A 19,112-nucleotide genomic window follows, 5' to 3' on the forward strand; every position below is an offset into this window, starting at 1 on the left:
CGGGACCGGCACGGCGGAGGGGGCCACCCCGCGAGGTGACCCCCTCCCCACCGCGCCCGAGCGGGCCCGGCCCGCCGTCAGGCGACGAGCGTGACGTCGTCCGGCGGCGGTGCCTCCGCCGCCGTCGCCGCGGGCGCCGAGGCGAGCAGCGCGTCCGCCCGCTCCAGCGCGTCCCCGATCGTGGTGGTGGCCGTCAGCACACACAGGGTGTAGACGACGTCGTCCAGCGCGCGGCGTTCGGCGTCGCCCCTCGTTCCGGCGATCCTCAGCTCCGCGTAGCGCGCCAGCAGCCCGCGCACGACTCTCGGATCCGGCGTCAGCACCATGCCCCTCCCCATGCCTCGGTGAGTCTCCCGGTGGTGACGACCGTATGCCCGGTCCAGAGCCCCGCATGCCGTATGTTTTCCGCCAAATCCTCGCTCCGTGCCGCGCTTCGTCCGAAAACGCGCCCCCACCGCGCCCCGTGCGCGAGCTCCGGGCCGGGTTGTCCACAGGCGGCGCGCGGTGTCCGTGCCGGGCGATAACGTCGGTCCATGTCCACTCCGGCTACCCGCCCGGCGAGCGCGCCGGGCTTCACCCCGGCCGTGCTCGAAGGCGTCCTGGAACGCATCACCTACGCCAACGAGGAGAACGGCTACACCGTCGCGCGCGTCGACACCGGGCGCGGGGCGGGGGAGTTGCTGACCGTGGTCGGGTCCCTGCTCGGCGCGCAGGTCGGGGAGTCGCTGCGGATGGAGGGGCGTTGGGGCTCGCACCCCCAGTACGGCCGGCAGTTCACCGTCGAGAACTACACCACCGTCCTCCCCGCGACCGTCCAGGGCATCCGCCGCTACCTGGGCTCCGGCCTGATCAAGGGCATCGGGCCCCGGATCGCCGAGCGGATCGTGGACCACTTCGGCACGGACACCCTCGACGTCATCGAGCAGCAGCCCGCCCGGCTGATCGAGGTCCCCGGCCTCGGCCCCAAGCGCACCCGGCTGATCGGCGCGGCCTGGGAGGAGCAGAAGGCGATCAAGGAGGTCATGGTCTTCCTCCAGGGCGTCGGCGTCTCCACCTCCATCGCCGTGCGGATCTACAAGAAGTACGGGGACGCCTCGATCTCCGTCGTGAAGAACCAGCCGTACCGCCTCGCCGCCGACGTCTGGGGCATCGGCTTCCTCACCGCCGACCGGATCGCCCAAGCCGTGGGCATACCCCACGACAGCCCCGAGCGCGTCAAGGCCGGTATGCAGTACGCCCTGTCCCAGTCCACCGACCAGGGCCACTGCTTCCTGCCCGAGGAGCAGCTCATCGCGGACTCCGTGAAGCTGCTCCAGGTCGACACCGGCCTCGTCATCGAGTGCCTCGCCGAACTCGCCGCCGACGAGGAGGGCGTGGTGCGCGAGCAGGTCCCCGGGCCGGACGGCGGGGAGCCGGTCACCGCCGTGTACCTGGTGCCCTTCCACCGTGCCGAGCTGTCCCTCGCGGGCCGGCTGCGCCGTCTGCTGCGGGCCGAGGAGGACCGGATGCCGGCCTTCCGGGAGGTGGACTGGGCGAAGGCGCTGGACTGGCTGGCGCGGCGCACCGGGGCGGAGCTGGCGCCCGAGCAGGAGGCCGCCGTCCGGCTCGCCCTCACCAGCAAGGTGGCGGTGCTGACCGGCGGTCCGGGCTGCGGCAAGTCGTTCACGGTCCGTTCGATCGTGGAGCTGGCGCGGGCGAAGAAGGCCAAGGTGCAGCTCGCCGCGCCGACCGGCCGGGCGGCCAAGCGGCTCGCCGAGCTGACGGGGGCCGAGGCGTCCACCGTCCACCGGCTGCTGGAGCTGAAGCCCGGCGGGGACGCGGCCTACGACGCGGACCGGCCGCTCGACGCGGACCTGGTGGTCGTCGACGAGGCGTCCATGCTCGACCTCCTCCTCGCCAACAAGCTGATCAAGGCCGTGGCCCCGGGCGCCCATCTGCTGCTCGTCGGGGACGTGGACCAGCTGCCCAGCGTCGGCGCGGGCGAGGTGCTGCGCGATCTGCTCGCGCCCGGCGGGCCGGTGCCCAGTGTGCGGCTGACCCGGATCTTCCGGCAGGCGCAGGAGTCGGGCGTGGTGACCAACGCGCACCGCATCAACTCCGGTCACCAGCCGGTCACCACGGGGCTGAAGGACTTCTTCCTCTTCGTCGAGGAGGACACCGAGGAGGCCGGCCGGCTCACCGTGGACGTGGCGGCCCGGCGGCTCCCCGCGAAGTTCGGGCTCGACCCGCGGCGGGACGTCCAGGTCCTCGCCCCGATGCACCGCGGCCCGGCGGGCGCCGGCGTGCTCAACGGGCTCCTCCAGCAGGCGGTCACCCCGGCCCGCCCCGAACTGCCGGAGAAGCGGTTCGGCGGCCGGGTCTTCCGCGTCGGCGACAAGGTCACCCAGATCCGCAACAACTACGAGAAGGGCCGCAACGGCGTCTTCAACGGCACGGTCGGCGTCGTCACCTCCCTCAGCACCGACGACCAGCGCCTGACCGTCCTCACCGACGAGGACGAGGAGGTGCCCTACGACTTCGACGAGCTGGACGAACTGGCCCACGCCTACGCGGTCACCATCCACCGCTCCCAGGGCAGCGAGTACCCGGCGGTGGTGATCCCCGTCACCACCGGTGCGTGGATGATGCTCCAGCGCAATCTGCTCTACACGGCCGTCACCCGGGCGAAGCGGCTGGTGGTCCTGGTCGGCTCCCGGAAGGCGATAGGCCAGGCCGTGCGCACGGTCTCCGCCGGCCGCCGCTTCACCGCCCTCGACCACCGCCTCGGCGGCGGTGCGGGCTGAGGCCGGTCCGTTCCGCCGGAAACCGCCCGGGAAACGCCTGGGGCGGGTGGTTCGGGCGGTGCGCGACGTGGGAAACACCACCCCGACCCCACCCCGGCTTTCAGAAGCCGGGCGAAGGGGGCAAGATGAGCAGGTTGGCGGCACTGAGTGCCGCCGATGGGCCCAATGGTCGACCCCGAGTGCACTCTCCTGAGCCAAATGGGGGATGGTAGAGACAGTCAGGGCACCTCGAAGAAGAGGCACTACGTCGGTGAGGGATGACGTGAGCGACAACTCTGTAGTACTGCGGTACGCGGACGGTGAATACACCTACCCGGTGGTCGAGAGCACCGTCGGTGACAAGGGCTTCGACATCGGGAAGCTCCGAGCCCAGACCGGTCTGGTGACCCTGGACAGCGGATACGGCAACACCGCCGCCTATAAATCCGCGATCACCTACCTGGACGGCGAGCAGGGCATCCTGCGCTACCGCGGCTACCCGATCGAGCAGCTCGCCGAGCGCTCCACCTTCCTTGAGGTGGCCTCGCTGCTCATCAACGGCGAGCTTCCCACCGTCGACGAGCTGGCGATCTTCCAGAACGAGATCACCCAGCACACCCTGCTGCACGAGGACGTCAAGCGCTTCTTCCAGGGCTTCCCGCGCGACGCCCACCCGATGGCCATGCTGTCCTCGGTGGTCAGCGCGCTGTCCACGTTCTACCAGGACAGCCACAACCCGTTCGACGAGCAGCAGCGCCACCTGTCGACGATCCGGCTGATGGCCAAGCTCCCGACGATCGCGGCCTACGCCTACAAGAAGTCGATCGGCCACCCCTTCGTCTACCCGCGCAACGACCTGGGCTATGTGGAGAACTTCCTCCGTATGACCTTCTCGGTCCCCGCGCAGGAGTACGAGCTCGACCCGGTCGTCGTCTCCGCGCTGGACAAGCTGCTCATCCTGCACGCGGACCACGAGCAGAACTGCTCCACCTCCACCGTGCGCCTGGTCGGCTCCTCGCAGGCGAACATGTTCGCCTCCGTCTCCGCCGGCATCAGCGCCCTGTGGGGCCCCCTGCACGGCGGCGCCAACCAGTCCGTGCTGGAGATGCTGGAGGGCATCCAGGCGGACGGCGGCAACGTCGACTCCTTCATCAACAAGGTGAAGAACAAGGAGGACGGCGTCCGCCTGATGGGCTTCGGCCACCGGGTGTACAAGTCCTTCGACCCCCGCGCGAAGATCATCAAGGCGGCGGCGCACGACGTCCTCTCGGCCCTCGGCAAGTCCGACGAGCTGCTGGACATCGCGCTGAAGCTGGAGGAGCACGCGCTGTCGGACGACTACTTCGTCCAGCGCAACCTCTACCCGAACGTGGACTTCTACACGGGTCTCATCTACCGCGCGATGGGCTTCCCGACCGAGATGTTCACCGTGCTCTTCGCCCTCGGCCGCCTCCCGGGCTGGATCGCCCAGTGGCACGAGATGATCAAGGAGCCCGGTTCGCGCATCGGCCGCCCGCGCCAGATCTACACCGGCGAGGTCCTGCGCGACTTCGTCCCGGTCGAGGCCCGCTGAGCCGTACGGCACGAAGAAGCGCCCCGCCGCCGATCCCCCCACGGGTCGGAGACGGGGCGCTTCCCATATCCCCGGAGCGGATTCCCCCCACGGGATCCGGCCGGGCGTCTGCGAAGCCGCAGCCGCTCGCGCGACTGCCACTCCCTCGCGATCTGCCGGGGTACGCACGCTCGGGAGGGCCGCTCAAAGCTCCCCGGGTACGTGCCCCGGCCAACGCTTGCCTGGAACGTCCCCCAAGACATTCCATGAACGTCCCCCAAGACGTTCTGGCATCGCCCACTTAGACTCGCGAGAAGCCTGAATGGTTACCCCCAAATATCTGTGATCTAGGTCTCGATGTGAAGGTCCTGTGACCTATTTGTAGTCACGAGAAGGACCGGAGTCGCAGGCTGTTGGACACGACAAACATGGACGAAAAGGCCATCGCCAAACCCGCGATCATGGGGTTGAGCAGGCCGAACGCCGCCAGCGGCAGTGCGGCGACGTTGTATCCAAAGGCCCAGTAAAGATTCCCCTTGATCGTGGCCAGAGTCCGCCGTGCGAGACGGATCGCGTCCCCGGCGGCCCGCAGATCGCCCCGGACGAGGGTCAGGTCGCCCGCCTCCACGGCCGCGTCCGTGCCCGTCCCCATCGCCAGACCGAGGTCCGCGGTGGCCAGCGCGGCCGCGTCGTTCACCCCGTCGCCGACCATCGCCACGGTCCGGCCCTCGGCCCGCAACCGGGCCACCGTCCGGGCCTTCTCCTCGGGCAGGACCTCCGCGTACACCTCGTCGATACCGACCTCGGCGGCCACCGCCTCCCCGACCGCGCGGCTGTCGCCGGTCAGCAGGACCGGGTGCAGACCGAGGGCGCGCAGCTCCCGGACCGCCTCGGCGCTCGTCTCGCGCACGGCGTCCGCGACGGTCAGCACGCCGAGGGCCTTGCCGTCGGCCGCGGCGAACACGGCGGTGCGGTCCGCGCCCGCGGCCCCGGTGAGGGCGTCCGGCACCTCCACACCCCTCTCCCGCAGCAGCCGGGCGCTGCCCACCAGGACCTCGCGCCCCTCGACCGTGCCCCGGATACCGAGCCCCGGCAGGTCCACGACCTCCGAGGCGGCCGGCAGCGCACCCGAGCGCTCCGCCGCGCCCGCCGCCACGGCCCGGGCGACCGGGTGCTCCGAGGCGTGCTCCAGGGCGCCCGCGAGGCGCAGCAGCTCCGCCTCCGCGATCCCCTGGGCGGGAACGACCTCCCGCAGGGTCATCCGGCCGGAGGTGACCGTGCCGGTCTTGTCCAGGACCACGGTGTCCACCCGGCGGGTGGACTCCAGCACCTCCGGGCCGCGCACCAGGATGCCGAGCTGCGCGCCCCGTCCGGTGCCGACCATCAGGGCCGTCGGCGTGGCCAGCCCGAGGGCGCACGGGCAGGCGATGATCAGCACGGCCACGGCCGCCGTGAAGGCCGCCGTCACATCGTCGGTCGCCAGCATCCAGACCACCAGGGTGGCCAGCGCGATCACCAGCACCACGGGCACGAACACGGCGGACACCCGGTCCGCGAGGCGCTGCACCCGCGCCTTGCCGTTCTGCGCCTCCTCGACGAGCCGGGCCATCCGGGCGAGCTGGGTCTCGGCGCCGACGCGGGTGGCCGTCACGACGAGGCGGCCGGAGGTGTTCAGCGTCGCGCCCGTCACCGGGTCGCCGGGGGCCACGTCCACGGGCACGGACTCGCCGGTCAGCATCGAGACGTCCACGGCGGAGGAACCCTCCAGGACCGTGCCGTCCGTCGCGATCTTCTCCCCGGGGCGGACGACGAAGCGGTCGCCCACGGCGAGGGCGGCGGCCGGCATCCGCACCTCCCGGCCGTCGCGCAGCACGGACACGTCCCGGGCGCCCAGCTCCATCAGCGCCCGCAGCGCGGCACCGGCCCGGCGCTTGGCGCGGGCCTCCAGCCAGCGGCCCAGCAGGATGAAGGTCACGACCCCGGCGGCCACTTCAAGGTAGATCGCCGAGGAGCCGTCCGCGCGCCCGACGGTGAAGGTGAAGGGGTGGCGCATGCCCGGCATCCCGGCGTCCCCGAGGAACAGGGCCCACAGGGACCAGCCGAAGGCCGCCAGGGTGCCGAGGGAGACCAGGGTGTCCATGGAGGCCGCGCCGTGGCGCAGATTGGTCCAGGCGGCCCGGTGGAACGGCAGACCGCCCCAGACGACGACGGGGGCGGCGAGGGTGAGCGAGAGCCACTGCCAGTTGTCGAACTGGAGGGGCTCGGCCATCGCCATCGCGACGACGGGCGCGGCGAGGACGGCGGAGACGACGAGGCGCTGCCGCAGGGCGTCCTGCTCGGGCGGGTTCTGTGCGCGGTCCGCCGCCTCCCCGGGCTCGTCGGCGGCGGGTTCCGGAGCGGGGACGGGTTCCGGAGGGGCCGGCGGGGGCGGCTCCTCGGCCGTGTAGCCGGTCCGCACCACGGTGGCGACCAGGTCCGCGACGGGCATCGAGGCCGGGTAGGTGACCCGGGCCTTCTCGGTCGCGTAGTTGACGGTGGCGGTCACACCGTCCATGCGGTTGAGCTTCTTCTCGACGCGGGCCGCGCACGAGGCGCAGGTCATCCCGCCGATGGTGAGCTCGACCTGGGCTGTTTCCACTGTCGGGACTCCACGTGTACGAGGGGCCGGGCTGTACGTGACCAGTATCGTTCCGGTCGCGCGCGGCCCGGCCCTCCGGCCGTCCCCCGTGGCAACGATCAGGCCGGGCCGGTCAGTTCGTAGCCCGCCTCGTCCACGGCCTCGCGCACGGCGGCCTCGTCGAGCGGGGCCTTGGAGACGACGGTGACCAGGCCGGTGGCGGCCTCGGCCTGCACGGAGGTCACACCGGCGAGTGCGGAGATCTCGCTGCCGACCGCGCCCTCGCAGTGCCCGCAGGTCATGCCGGTGACGCGGTAGACCGTGGTGACCCCGCCGGCCCGGGCGTCCGCAGCGCCGTCGTGGCAGGCGCCGTCCGCCGAGCAGCAGGAGCCGGTCGAGCCGGTCGTTCCGGCGGCCTCGGGGTCGGTCTTCGCCTCGGTGGTCATGGCGTTCTCCTCATCAGCGCGACGTACGGTGCGGGTGTGGCGGGGCGCGACGCGGCCCCGGGCGGGGCCCGCGGGGGCCCGATGTACCCACTCTATACCCCTAGGGGGTATCAATGCGAGCGCCGGGCGCGCACGCCGGGGACTCCTCGCCGAGGTACGGGTCGAGATAGCGGAACATCACGCTCTTCAGCTCGGCGACGTACGCCGCCCGCTCCCCGCCCTCGTGCGCCAGGATCAGGTCGAGCCCCGCCTTGAACACCGCGAAGGACATGGCCGCGATCCGGGCGGTCTCGGCGCGCGAAGTGCCGGGGAGATGGCCGGAGATGATCTCCTCGATCCGGGTGAGCAGCCCTTGGTGGACCGTGTCGAACTCCTGGGTGATCCGGCCCGGGATGTCGGGGCCGTGCATCAGGACGGCGAAGGCCGGGTTCTCGTAGTTGAACGCGATGAGCGGGTCCAGTACGGCGTCCAGGAGCTGTGTCAGCGGCAGGTCCTGGGTCGCGGCGGCGAGCGCGGTCCCGTGGGACTCGCTCCACCGGTGCATCAGGCGGTCGCCCAGCTCGAAGGCGATGGCCTCCTTGTTCGGGAAGTACTGGTAGAGGGTGCCGGGGGAGACGCCCGCCTCGCGGGCGATCGCGTTGGTGCTGGCGGCGGTGTAGCCGGTCTCGCAGAAGACGCTGGCCGCGGCCTCCAGCAGCTGCGCGATCCGCCGCTCCCCGCGGGCCTGCCGGCGCACGGGCCGCGCCTCGGGCGCGGGGGTGTCCGGCGTCGCGTGGTTCGCGGACCTGTTCGGCTCCGGCACGGTGGCAACCCCAGTTCTCTCGGCGGCGATTCTCTGGAAAGCGTTGACAAATGCGAGCGGTCACTCGCATTCTGGAGAAACGCGAGTGATGACTCGCGTTTGCCAGTCTATGGGCAATCGGTCGACCAGTGCTGTCCGCGCACCTGCCCGGGCACGGGTCTCGGTGAAGGGGACACCGCACCATGTCCGAAGTCAACAGCCCGGCCGGGGGGCCGGGGGCGGCGCCCGCGAGGGAGCCGGCCGGGTCGGCTGCTTCCGGCGCGCAGGCCGGGGGCGGCGGGGCGGCCGCGTCGAGGTCGGCCGTGTCGCCCGCGCCGGGCGGGCCGGCCGGGGGCGGCGGACCGGGGCCCGGTGGGTGGACGCGCTTCGTCACCGCCCGGCCCCGCGCCGCGCTGCTGGCCGCGCTCGTCCTGACCGCGCTGGCCGTGTTCGCGGGCGGCGGGGTGGCCGACCGGATGGGCAGCGGCGGCTGGGAGGACCCGGCCGCCGAGTCGACGTACGCGACCAAGGCCGTCGAACGCGCCTTCCCGGACTCCCAGCCCAATCTGATCCTGCTCGTGGACGCCGGGAGCCAGGGCGTGGACGCCCCCGCCGTGGCGGCCGAGGGGCAGCGCCTCGCCCGTGAACTCGCCGCCGAGGAGGGCGTCACCGGCGTCGGCTCGTACTGGAGCACCAAGGCCCCGGGGCTCCGCGCCGACGACGGCCGCCAGGCCCTGATCGCGGCCCGCGTCACGGGAGACGAGAAGACCGCCTCCGAGACCCTGGAGCGGATCGCCCCCGGTCTGCGCGGCGAGCATGGACCGGTGGAGGTCTCGGTCGGCGGGCCCGTCGCCGTCCAGCACGAGATGACCACCGTCATCCAGGAGGACCTGCTCCGGGCCGAGCTGATCGCCCTCCCGGTCACCCTGGTGCTGCTGGTGATGGTCTTCGGCAGCGCGGTCGCGGCCCTGCTGCCGCTGGGCGTCGGCATCGTGGCCATCCTCGGGACCAACGCGGTGCTGCGCGGCCTCACGGAGTTCACCGATGTCTCCGTCTTCGCGATGAACCTGACCACCGCCCTCGGCCTGGGCCTCGCCATCGACTACGCCCTCTTCATCGTGCGCCGCTTCCGCGAGGAACTGGGCACGGGAGCGGAGGTGCGGGCCGCGGTCGGCACGACCCTACGCACGGCCGGGCGCACCGTCCTGTTCTCGGCGCTCACGGTCGCCGTGTCCCTCGCCGCGATGCTGGTCTTCCCGCAGTACTTCCTCCGCTCCTTCGCCTACGCGGGCATCGCGGTGGTCCTGCTGGCCGCCGCGGCCGCTCTGATCCTGCTGCCCGCCGCGCTGATGCTGCTGGGCCACCGGGTCAACGCCCTGGACCTGCGCCGGCTCCTGCGGCGGCGGGCCCGGCGCGGGGAGTCCGCAGGAGCGAAGGGCGGGGAGTCCGCCGCCGGGACCGCCCGGGGCGAGGCCGGGGCCCCGGAGGAGCCCGGGGCCCGGTGGGGGAGGTTCGCCGGGCTGGTCATGCGCCGCGCCCCGCTCTTCGCCTTCACCACGGTCGCGGCCCTGGTCCTGCTCGGACTGCCCTTCCTGGGCGTCACGTTCGGCACCCCCGACGACCGCCAGCTCCCGCCGAGCGCCGAGTCCCATGTGGTGCAGCAGGAGATCCGGGAGGGCTTCGCCGGCAGCCCCGCCGGGACCCTGGACGTCCTCGCCGAACCGGCCACCCCCGGCGGGTCCGCCCCGACGGCCGCGCAGTACGGGCAGTACCGCGAGCGGGTGGCCGCCCTGCCCGGCGTCCTCCGCGTCGACGGCCCGCTCACCAGCGGGGACCTCGCCTACTTCACCGTCCTGCCGGAGGGAGAGGCCGTGGGGGAGGAGGCCCAGCGCCTCGTCCATGAACTGCGCGAGGTCCCGGCGCCGTTCGAGACCTCGGTCACCGGGCGGGCGGCGATCCTGGAGGACTCCAAGGCGGCCATCGCCGAACAGCTCCCCCTCGCCCTCGGCATCGTCGTGGTGGTGACCCTGTTCCTGGTCTTCCTGCTGACGGGCAGTGTGCTGATACCCCTCCAGGCCGTCGTCCTCAACGGGCTCAGCCTCACCGCGATGTTCGGCGCCCTGGTCTGGGTCTTCCAGGACGGCAACCTCTCGGGCCCGCTGGCCTTCACCCCCACCGGGGACATCGAGACGACCCTCCCGGTGCTGATGTTCTGCATCGCCTTCGGGCTCTCCATGGACTACGGGGTCTTCCTGCTCTCCCGCATCAAGGAGGAGTACGACCGCACCGGGGACCACGACGGTGCGGTGCGCTTCGGCCTCCAGCGCACCGGCGGGCTGATCACCGCGGCGGCCGTGATCCTCGCCGTGGTGATGGTGGCGATCGGCACCTCACGGGTGACCAACACCAAGATGCTCGGCCTCGGCATAGCCCTGGCGGTCCTGATGGACGCGATGGTGGTGCGCAGCCTGCTCGTCCCGTCCGTGATGAAGCTGATGGGCGCGGTCAGTTGGTGGGCCCCGGCTCCGCTGCGGCGCTTCCACCGGCGGTTCGGGCTCAGCGAGGGGGAGTCCGCGCCCCCGGAGCGCCCCCGGCCGGCGAAGCCCGGCCCGGCGGCCTCGGACGGAGGGGGCGGGGCGCCGGCCGAGGAGGCGTCCGCCCGGGACACCGCCAGGGTCTGAGCCGGGCCGGCAGACGAGGACCCGGGCGTGCATCCGGTCGTGGGCGTGCGCCCGCGTCTGAGCCGGGCCGGCAGACGCGGGCCCCCCGACCGCCGTGGCGGTCGGGGGGCCCGCGGGGGAGCGCCGCTCCCCGGAGGTCACTCCCGACGGCCCCTGTTGCCCGGCCTGTTGGCCACCCAGGCACGGATGGTGTCCGCGCGCCAGTAGGGCTTGCCGCCTTCCACGTGGTCGGGGGGAGGGAGCAGCCCGTGCTTGCGGTAGGAGCGGACGGTGTCCGGCTGCACCCGGATGTGGGCGGCGATGTCCTTGTAGGACCACAGGTTTCTGTCCGTCATGTGCGTGGCACCTCCTTGCGCGCGCAGCAGCGGCGGTCGGGATGCCGTCGGGGGAGCTGCCGCGCGGACGCTGGCGATCACTGAGCCTGTGCCCGTTGAACGAGGCCGGGCGGCTGCAGGGGCCATGCTGTCGACCGCCTGTGACGGAAGACCCGCGTAACGGAGACATGTGTGATGAGGCCGGGACAACAGTGACGGAAGTGCCGCATCCGCCTCAGAGGCCACAGGAGCGCAGGAATCCGCGCGTACGTTCGGCGATCGGATAGGGCCGGTCCGGCGGGCAGGGGTACATGTCCTGCTCGACGATGGCGAACAGGTCCACGTCCAGGGCGGCGGCCGCGGCGAGGACCGGTTCCAGGGCCGGGACCCCGGTCGGCGGCTCGCACATCACGCCCCGGGCGACCGCCGGTCCGAAGGGCAGCCCCTCGGCGGCCACGTCGGCGAGGACCGCCGGGTCGACCTGCTTGAGGTGGAGGTAGCCGATCCGTTCGCCGTAGCGCTTGATCAGGTCCACGCTGTCGCCGCCGCAGTAGGCGTAGTGCCCGGTGTCCAGGCACAGGGAGACCAGGTCCGGGTCGGTGGCGTCGAGGAAGCGGGTGACGTTCTCCTCGGTGTCGATATGGGTGTCCGCGTGCGGATGGACGACGATCCGCAGGCCGAAGCGCTCCCGCACCTCGTGCCCCAGGCGCTCCGTCTGGGCGGTCAGTTCGCGCCACTGCGCGGGGGTGAGGACCGAGTCCTCCAGCACCCGGCCGGTCTTGTCGTCCCGCCAGAAGGAGGGGATGACCACCAGGTGCTCCGCGCCCATGGCCCGGGTGAGTCCGGCGATGGCGGCCACGTGCGCCCAGGTCGCGTCCCAGACGGCGGGCCCGTGGTGGAGGCCGGTGAAGACGGTCCCCGCGGAGACCTTCAACCCACGGCGTGACGTTTCCTCAGCGAGTACGGCGGGGTCGCTCGGCAGATAGCCGTAGGGGCCGAGTTCGATCCACTCGTAGCCGGCGCGTGCCACCTCGTCGAGAAAGCGCCGCCAGGGGACCTGTTGGGGATCGTCGGGGAACCACACCCCCCAGGAATCGGGGGCCGAGCCGACCCGGATGCGGTTCTGGGCGGGTACGGGGGAGGTCATGCCCTTCACCATCCCGGCCGCCGGAGAAGGGTGTCAAGGCTTGGTCCGAATGTCCGGACAAAATATTGACAGGGTTCGCCGGGCCGGGCTAGACAGGCTCTGGACCCGGGTGCGCCTCGGGGGCGGCGCGCGCCCCCTGACGAAGGGACACGTATGCCTGAGCCGTACGCCCCGCCGCGGTACGACGTGATCACCATGGGCCGGATCGGAGTGGACCTCTATCCGCTGCGCACCGGGGTGCCGCTGGCCGAGGCCGACACCTTCGGGAAGTTCCTCGGGGGTTCGCCCGCCAACGTCGCCGTCGCCGCCGCCCGGCTCGGCCGGCGGACGGCCCTGATCACCCGCACCGGGCAGGACCCCTTCGGCGAGTATCTGCACGACACCCTACGGGAGTTCGGGGTCGACGACCGCTGGGTGACCTCGGTGGAGGAGTACCCCACACCGGTCACCTTCTGCGAGATCTTCCCGCCGGACGACTTCCCCCTCTACTTCTACCGGCTGCCCAAGGCCCCCGATCTGGAGATCCGGGAGAGCGAACTGGAACGCGAGCCGATCCGCACCGCGCGCGTCTTCTGGATGACGGGGACGGGCCTGTGCGCCGAGCCCAGCCGGACGGCGACCCTCGCCGCCCTCGCCCACCGCGGCACGTCGGGCACCACCGTCTTCGACCTGGACTGGCGCCCCGTGTTCTGGCCCGACCCGGGCGCGGCCCGGGTCCACTACGCCCAGGCCCTCGCCCACGCGACCGTCGCCGTCGGCAACCCGGAGGAGTGCGCGATCGCCACCGGGGAGAGCGAACCGCACGCGGCGGCCGAGGCGTTGCTCGCGGCGGGCGTGGACCTCGCCGTCGTCAAGCAGGGCCCCAAGGGGGTGCTCGCCGTCCACCGCGACGGCACCCGCGTCGAGGTTCCGCCGGTGCCCGTGGAGGTGGTCAACGGCCTCGGCGCGGGCGACGCGTTCGGCGGGGCGCTCTGCCACGGGCTGCTCGCGGGCTGGGAGCTGGAGCGGGTGATCCGCTTCGCCAACGCGGCGGGGGCGGTGGTCGCGGCGCGGCTCGCGTGCTCGGCGGCGATGCCGTACGAGGCGGAGGTGGAACGGGTCCTCGCGGGCGGCCCGGTCCCACCGGACCCGAGCCGCCCCGGCGCGCCGGCCGGTGCGGGGCCGACCTCGCCTCCGCACGCGCCCGGCGACGGCACCCCGCCCTCCGCGCCCGGGCGCGCGCCCGCGCACCCGCCCGGCGGCACCGCCCCGCCCTCCGTGCCCGCGCACCCGCCCGGCGGCACCGCCCGGCCCGGCGACGGCCCCGCGCCCCGCGGCGAGGGCCCCGCGCTGCCCGGCGCGCCCGGCGGCGCGCCGTGAGCCGGGTGGACGCCGGGGAGCTGGCCGGGATCCGGGCCCGGCACCCCGAGGCCGTCGCGGAGGCCGCCGCCCGCCGCCCGCGCCGCACCGGCCTCCTCGGCGACCACGGCCGGCTGATGATCGTCGCCGCCGACCACCCCGCCCGCGGCGCGTTCGCCGCCGGGGGCCGCCCCCTCGCCATGGCCAACCGCCCCGACCTGCTGGAACGCCTCTGCCTCGCACTCTCCCGGCCCGGCGTCGACGGAGTCCTCGCGACCGCCGACATCCTGGACGACCTGCTCCTCCTCGGCGCCCTCGACGGCAAGGTCGTCATGGGCTCCATGAACCGCGGCGGCCTCGCCGGCGCCGCCTTCGAACTGGACGACCGCTTCACCGGCCACCGCGCCCGCGACCTGGCGCGCCTCGGCTTCGACGCCGGGAAGCTCCTGCTCCGCATCGACTACGGCGACCCGGCCTCCCTCGACACCCTCGCCGCCGCGGCCCGCGCGGTCGACGAGATGGCGGAGCACCGGCTCCCCGTGTTCGTCGAGCCGTTCATCTGCCACCGGCGCGGCGGGGTCCTCCGCCACGACCTCGGCGCCGAGGCCGTCTCCCGGTCCCTGGCCGTCGCCTCCGGGCTCGGCGGCACCTCCGCGTACACCTGGCTGAAGGTGCCCGTCACCGAGGACCCCGGCGAGATGCGGGCGGTACTGGAGACCTCCACCCTCCCCGCGGTCCTTCTCGGCGGCGACACCGGCCCGGACCCGGACCGCGCCTTCGGCCAGTGGCGCGACGCCCTGCGGCTGCCCACAGTCCAGGGCCTGGTCGCGGGCCGCTCCCTGCTCTATCCGGCGGACGGCGATGTGGCGGGCGCGGTCGACACGGCCGTGGGACTGCTGTGACGGGGTACCCAGGAGACATGAGCGACGACGACCGCCGAAGCCGGCTCCACCTCCCCGCGGGCAGCACCGCGGGCGGCGCGTACAGCGTGGACATCGGGCCCGGGCGAGCCGGCTGGGAGCGGTCCGCCCTGCGGGTGCTGGACCTGCCGCCCGGCGGGGAGCACACCTTCGACACGGGCGACAGCGAATGGGTCGTGCTCCCGCTGAGCGGGGCCTGTACGGTGCAGACGCACGACGGGCGGACGCACGGCGAGACGTTCCACGAGACCTTCCACGAGACGTTCCAACTGCACGGCCGGGACAGCGTGTTCGGCTCGGTGAGTGACTTCGCCTATGTGCCGCGGGACGCCCGCGTCCAGATCGCCTCCGGTGCGGGAGGCCGCTTCGCCCTGGCAGGAGCGAGGTGCGAGCGCCGACTCCCCGCTCGCTACGGCCCCGCGCCGGAGGTACCGGTCGAGGCCCGCGGCAGCGGAGTCCAGGCCCGCGAGGTGCGCAACTTCGCCGCGGCCGGCGTCTTCGCCTGCGACCGCCTGATCGCCGTCGAGGTGGTCACCCCCGGCGGCAACTGGTCCTCCTACCCGCCGCACAAGCACGACGAGCACGTGCCCGGCGAGGAGAGCGTCCTGGAGGAGATCTACTACTACGAGATCGACGGCGGCGGCCTCGGCTACCAGCGGGTCTCCCCGTCCCGCCCGGGCGGCGCCGATCTGCTGGCCGAGGTCCGCAGCGGGGACGCCGTCCTCGTCCCCGACGGCTGGCACGGCCCCTCCGTCGCCCAGCCCGGCCACCCCATGTACTACCTCAACGTGATGGCCGGGCCCGGCGAACGCGAATGGCTGATCCGCTTCCACCCCGACCACCTGACCGGACGGACGAAGGGCTACCGATGACGACCAGGGACACCCGATGACGCCCACGACCCCCACCACCCCCGCGACCCTCACCCCCGTGACGCGGCCGGCGGGGACCGTCCGGCTCACCACCGCGCAGGCCCTGGTGCGCTTCCTCGCCGCCCAGTACACCGAACGGGACGGCCACCGGCAGCGCCTGATCGCCGCCACCTGGGGCATCTTCGGGCACGGCAATGTCGCGGGCGTCGGCCAGGCCCTCCTGGAGTCGGGCGCCGCGGCCAACAACCCCTGGGACGACCCCCGGCCGGGTGTGATGCCCTTCGTCCAGGGCCGCAACGAACAGGCAATGGTCCACGCGGCCGCCGGCTTCGCCCGCCAGTCCCGCCGCCTCGCCACCCACGCCGTGACCACCTCCATCGGGCCCGGCGCCACCAACCTGGTCACCGGCGCGGCCCTCGCCACCATCAACCGGCTGCCCGTACTGCTCCTCCCCGGCGATGTGTTCGCCACCCACCCCGCCGACCCCGTCCTCCAGCAGCTCGAAGTCCCTTACGCGGGCGATGTGTCCGTCAACGACGCGCTGCGGCCCGTCTCCCGCTATTTCGACCGGGTCACCCGCCCCGAGGCCCTGATTCCGGCCGCCATCCAGGCGATGCGCGTCCTCACCGACCCCGCCGACACCGGAGCCGTGACCCTCGCCCTCCCGCAGGACGTGCAGGCCGAGGCGTACGACTGGCCCGCGGAGTTCCTCGCCGAGCGGGTGTGGCCCGTGCGCCGCCCCCGGCCCGACGCGGACGCCCTCGCCGAGGCCGCCCGCGCGGTGAGGGCCGCGCGCCGCCCGCTGCTCGTCGTCGGCGGCGGCATCCGGCACAGCGGGGCCGAGGCGGCGCTGCGCGCCCTGGTGGACGCCACCGGCATCCCCGTCGGGGCCACCCAGGCGGGCAAGGGCGCCCTCCCGTACGACCACCCCTGCGACCTGGGCGGCATCGGGCACACCGGCACCGCCCCGGCGGACGAGGCGGCCCGCGGCGCGGACCTGGTGATCGGCGTCGGCACCCGCTGGACCGACTTCACCACCGCCTCGGCCACCCTCTTCGCCGGGCCCGGGGTCCGCTTCGTCAACATCAACATCACCGGCTTCGACGCGCACAAGATGGCCGGGCTGGCCGTCGTCGCCGACGCCCGGGCCGCCCTGGAGGAGCTGACCGCCGCCCTCGCCGGGCACACCGCCGACCCCGCCCACCGGGCCGCGTACTCGGCCGCGAAGGAGGCGTGGGAGAAGCGGGTCACGAGCGCGCTCGCCGCGCCCGAGCCGGACGCGGCCCCCACCCAGACCCAGGTCCTCGGCCTCCTGGACGAGCTGGTCACCGGCGAGGACATCCTGATCAACGCGGCCGGCTCCCTCCCCGGCGACCTGCACAAACTCTGGCGCACCCGGTCCGCCGACCAGTACCACGTGGAGTACGGCTACTCCTGTATGGGCTACGAGATCCCGGCCGCCATCGGCGCCGCGATGGCCGCCCCCGGCCGCCCGGTGTGGGCGCTGGTCGGCGACGGCACCTATCTGATGAACCCGACCGAGCTGGTCACCGCCGTGCAGGAGGGCGTCCCGATCCGGGTGGTGATCCTCGACAACCACGGGTACGCCTCGATCGGCGGGCTCTCCGAGACGGTCGGCGCGGAGGGGTTCGGCACCGCCTACCGGGAGCGGGGCCGCCCCGGCGGGCCCTTCGACGGCCCGCCGCTGCCCCTGGACCTGGCCGCCAACGCCGCCTCCCTCGGCATGCACACGATCCGCGCCCGGACCGTGCGTGACCTGCGGGAAGCCCTCGCGGAGGCCCGTGCCGCGGACCGGCCCACATGTGTCTACGTCGAGACCGAAACGCCCGACACTGTGTCGGGCCCGCCCGCGGCACAGGCGTGGTGGGATGTTCCGGTGGCCGAGACCGCGACCCGCCCGTCGGCGGTCACGGCCCGCGAGGAGTACGACCGGCACGTCGCGGCCCGACGCCGCCACCTCTGATCTCCGAGGGACTCGAAGGAGCTTTTTCGCCATGACGAAGACCGTCAACCACTGGATCGGTGGCAAGACCGTCGAGGGCGCGTCCGGGAACTGGGGTCCGGTCACCGACCCGGCCACCGGCGCGGTGACCACGCGGGTCGCGCTCGCCTCGGCCGCCGAGGTCGACGCGGCCGTGGCCGCCGCCAAGGAGGCGTACGCGACCTGGGGCACCTCCTCCCTCGCCCAGCGCACCGCGGTCCTGTTCCGCTACCGGGCCCTGCTGGACGCCCGCCGGGACGACATCGCGGCCCTGATCACCGCCGAGCACGGCAAGGTCCACTCCGACGCCCTCGGCGAGGTCGCGCGCGGTCTGGAGATCGTGGAGCTGGCCTGCGGGATCACCACCCAGCTCAAGGGCGAGCTGTCCACCCAGGTGTCCAACCGGGTCGACGTCGCCTCGATCCGCCAGCCGCTGGGCGTCGTCGCGGGCATCACGCCGTTCAACTTCCCGGCGATGGTGCCGATGTGGATGTTCCCGCTGGCCGTCGCCTGCGGCAACACCTTCGTCCTCAAGCCCAGCGAGAAGGACCCGTCCGCCGCCAACCTGCTCGCCGAGCTGGCCGCCGAGGCGGGCCTGCCCGACGGCGTCCTCAACGTGGTCCATGGCGACAAGGTGGCCGTGGACGCGCTCCTCGCGCACCCGGACGTGGCGGCCGTCTCCTTCGTCGGCTCCACCCCGATCGCCCGCTACATCCACACCACCGCCGCCGCCAACGGCAAGCGTGTGCAGGCCCTCGGCGGCGCCAAGAACCACATGCTGGTCCTCCCCGACGCCGACCTGGACGCGGCCGCCGACGCCGCCGTCTCCGCCGCGTACGGCTCGGCCGGCGAGCGCTGCATGGCCATCTCGGCCGTCGTCGCGGTGGGCGCGGTCGGCGACGAGCTGGTGGCGAAGATCCGCGAGCGCGCCGAGAAGATCGTGATCGGCCCCGGCACCGACCCGGTCTCCGAGATGGGCCCGCTGATCACCAAGGCGCACCGCGACAAGGTCGCCTCCTATGTCACGGGCGCCGCCGCCCAGGGCGCCGAGGTCGTCCTCGACGGCACCGGCCACACCGTCGAGGGCTACGAGGACGGCCACTGGATCGGCCTCTCCCTCCTCGACAAGGTGGCCGTCGACTCCGACGCCTACCGCGACGAGATCTTCGGCCCGGTGCTGTGCGTGCTGCGCGCCGAGACCTACGAGGAGGGCGTGGCCCTCATCAACGCCTCGCCGTTCGGCAACGGCACCGCGATCTTCACCCGCGACGGCGGCGCGGCCCGCCGCTTCCAGCTGGAGATCCAGGCCGGCATGGTCGGCGTGAACGTGCCGATCCCGGTGCCGGTGGGCTACCACTCCTTCGGCGGCTGGAAGGACTCCCTCTTCGGCGACCACCACATCTACGGGAACGACGGCGTCCACTTCTACACCCGCGGCAAGGTCGTGACCACCCGCTGGCCGGACCCGGCGGACGCGCCCTCGGGCGTCGAACTGGGCTTCCCCCGCAACCACTGACCCCCGCAGGGCCGTTGCCCACGCGCCACCGCCCCACCCCGGGGCGGTGGCGCGCCGCTGTCCGGGGCGGGGGCGGCGGGGGGGGGGGGGGGCCCCCCGGCCCCCCCCCCCCCGCGCCCCCCCCGCCCCCCCCGGGGGCGCGCCCCCCCCCCCCCCCCCCGGCG

At 73.4% G+C, this 19,112-nt stretch carries 14 protein-coding genes; 8 read left to right on the forward strand and 6 right to left on the reverse strand.

The features are described from left to right. Positions 1-77: 77 nt before the first annotated feature. Complete coding sequence (locus tag ABZ457_RS26440) at positions 78-326, reverse strand: DUF5133 domain-containing protein (RefSeq protein WP_359162024.1); 249 nt, start codon at positions 324-326, stop codon at positions 78-80. Positions 327-533: 207 nt separating this feature from the next. Here ABZ457_RS26440 and ABZ457_RS26445 point away from each other — a divergent pair, with 207 nt between their 5' ends. Further along, entirely contained in the window at positions 534-2,783 is a 2,250-nt protein-coding gene (locus ABZ457_RS26445) for an ATP-dependent RecD-like DNA helicase (RefSeq protein WP_359162027.1), read from the forward strand. 262 nt (positions 2,784-3,045) lie between these two features. After that, on the forward strand, positions 3,046-4,335 hold the full coding sequence (locus ABZ457_RS26450; protein WP_359162030.1) for a citrate synthase: 1,290 nt from the start codon (positions 3,046-3,048) through the stop codon (positions 4,333-4,335). Positions 4,336-4,699: 364 nt separating this feature from the next. Here ABZ457_RS26450 and ABZ457_RS26455 read toward each other — a convergent pair whose 3' ends face one another. The 3 genes from ABZ457_RS26455 to ABZ457_RS26465 all read right to left on the reverse strand — a co-directional run bounded on the left by ABZ457_RS26455 (position 4,700) and on the right by ABZ457_RS26465 (position 8,179). Further along, positions 4,700-6,952 carry a heavy metal translocating P-type ATPase gene (locus tag ABZ457_RS26455; RefSeq protein ID WP_359162033.1) on the reverse strand — a complete coding sequence of 751 codons (2,253 nt, stop codon included), beginning with the start codon at positions 6,950-6,952 and terminating at the stop codon, positions 4,700-4,702. A 98-nt stretch (positions 6,953-7,050) separates the two neighbouring features. Continuing rightward, the gene (locus ABZ457_RS26460) at positions 7,051-7,377 is read right to left on the reverse strand and encodes a heavy-metal-associated domain-containing protein (RefSeq protein ID WP_359162036.1); all 327 of its coding nucleotides are present in this window, start codon (positions 7,375-7,377) and stop codon (positions 7,051-7,053) included. Between the two features lie 100 nt (positions 7,378-7,477). After that, entirely contained in the window at positions 7,478-8,179 is a 702-nt protein-coding gene (locus tag ABZ457_RS26465) for a TetR/AcrR family transcriptional regulator (protein WP_359162039.1), read from the reverse strand. A 182-nt stretch (positions 8,180-8,361) separates the two neighbouring features. Here ABZ457_RS26465 and ABZ457_RS26470 point away from each other — a divergent pair, with 182 nt between their 5' ends. Next, the gene (locus ABZ457_RS26470; protein ID WP_359162041.1) at positions 8,362-10,839 is read left to right on the forward strand and encodes an MMPL family transporter; all 2,478 of its coding nucleotides are present in this window, start codon (positions 8,362-8,364) and stop codon (positions 10,837-10,839) included. Positions 10,840-10,976: 137 nt separating this feature from the next. Here the strand turns inward: ABZ457_RS26470 and ABZ457_RS26475 are convergent, their stop codons facing one another. Both ABZ457_RS26475 and ABZ457_RS26480 read right to left on the reverse strand, forming a co-directional pair. Beyond that, positions 10,977-11,174, reverse strand: a complete 198-nt coding sequence (locus tag ABZ457_RS26475) for a MerR family transcriptional regulator (RefSeq protein WP_018846494.1) — start codon at positions 11,172-11,174, stop codon at positions 10,977-10,979. Positions 11,175-11,388: 214 nt separating this feature from the next. Next, positions 11,389-12,300 carry a sugar phosphate isomerase/epimerase gene (locus ABZ457_RS26480; protein WP_359162045.1) on the reverse strand — a complete coding sequence of 304 codons (912 nt, stop codon included), beginning with the start codon at positions 12,298-12,300 and terminating at the stop codon, positions 11,389-11,391. Between the two features lie 153 nt (positions 12,301-12,453). Between ABZ457_RS26480 and iolC the strand changes: the two genes are divergently transcribed. From iolC to mmsA, 5 genes are read left to right on the forward strand one after another with little or no spacing between them, the layout of a single operon-like run. Further along, positions 12,454-13,659: a 5-dehydro-2-deoxygluconokinase gene (iolC, locus tag ABZ457_RS26485; RefSeq protein WP_359162048.1), complete on the forward strand. Its 1,206-nt coding sequence runs from the start codon at positions 12,454-12,456 to the stop codon at positions 13,657-13,659. After that, the gene (locus tag ABZ457_RS26490; RefSeq protein WP_359162051.1) at positions 13,656-14,540 is read left to right on the forward strand and encodes a deoxyribose-phosphate aldolase; all 885 of its coding nucleotides are present in this window, start codon (positions 13,656-13,658) and stop codon (positions 14,538-14,540) included. The genes iolC and ABZ457_RS26490 overlap by 4 nt, the downstream gene beginning before the upstream one ends. A gap of 17 nt (positions 14,541-14,557) precedes the next feature. Continuing rightward, a complete protein-coding gene (iolB, locus tag ABZ457_RS26495; protein ID WP_359162054.1) occupies positions 14,558-15,430 on the forward strand; it encodes a 5-deoxy-glucuronate isomerase in 873 nt (290 codons plus the stop codon). Between the two features lie 16 nt (positions 15,431-15,446). Next, positions 15,447-17,414, forward strand: coding sequence for a 3D-(3,5/4)-trihydroxycyclohexane-1,2-dione acylhydrolase (decyclizing) (iolD, locus tag ABZ457_RS26500; protein ID WP_359162057.1), 1,968 nt, complete (start codon positions 15,447-15,449; stop codon positions 17,412-17,414). 31 nt (positions 17,415-17,445) lie between these two features. Beyond that, positions 17,446-18,948: a CoA-acylating methylmalonate-semialdehyde dehydrogenase gene (mmsA, locus tag ABZ457_RS26505; protein WP_359162060.1), complete on the forward strand. Its 1,503-nt coding sequence runs from the start codon at positions 17,446-17,448 to the stop codon at positions 18,946-18,948. Positions 18,949-19,112 lie beyond the last annotated feature (164 nt).

The organism is Streptomyces sp. NPDC005805 (assembly GCF_040630445.1).
Lineage (GTDB): Bacteria > Actinomycetota > Actinomycetes > Streptomycetales > Streptomycetaceae > Streptomyces.

Coding starts and splice junctions, on each gene's coding strand:
- ABZ457_RS26440 (WP_359162024.1), bottom strand. CDS start 326: ATGGTGCTGACGCCGGATCCGAGAGTCGTGCGCGGGCTGCTGGCGCGC.
- iolD (WP_359162057.1), top strand. CDS start 15,447: ATGACGCCCACGACCCCCACCACCCCCGCGACCCTCACCCCCGTGACG.
- ABZ457_RS26480 (WP_359162045.1), bottom strand. CDS start 12,300: ATGACCTCCCCCGTACCCGCCCAGAACCGCATCCGGGTCGGCTCGGCC.
- mmsA (WP_359162060.1), top strand. CDS start 17,446: ATGACGAAGACCGTCAACCACTGGATCGGTGGCAAGACCGTCGAGGGC.
- ABZ457_RS26460 (WP_359162036.1), bottom strand. CDS start 7,377: ATGACCACCGAGGCGAAGACCGACCCCGAGGCCGCCGGAACGACCGGC.
- ABZ457_RS26475 (WP_018846494.1), bottom strand. CDS start 11,174: ATGACGGACAGAAACCTGTGGTCCTACAAGGACATCGCCGCCCACATC.
- ABZ457_RS26470 (WP_359162041.1), top strand. CDS start 8,362: ATGTCCGAAGTCAACAGCCCGGCCGGGGGGCCGGGGGCGGCGCCCGCG.
- ABZ457_RS26445 (WP_359162027.1), top strand. CDS start 534: ATGTCCACTCCGGCTACCCGCCCGGCGAGCGCGCCGGGCTTCACCCCG.
- iolC (WP_359162048.1), top strand. CDS start 12,454: ATGCCTGAGCCGTACGCCCCGCCGCGGTACGACGTGATCACCATGGGC.
- iolB (WP_359162054.1), top strand. CDS start 14,558: ATGAGCGACGACGACCGCCGAAGCCGGCTCCACCTCCCCGCGGGCAGC.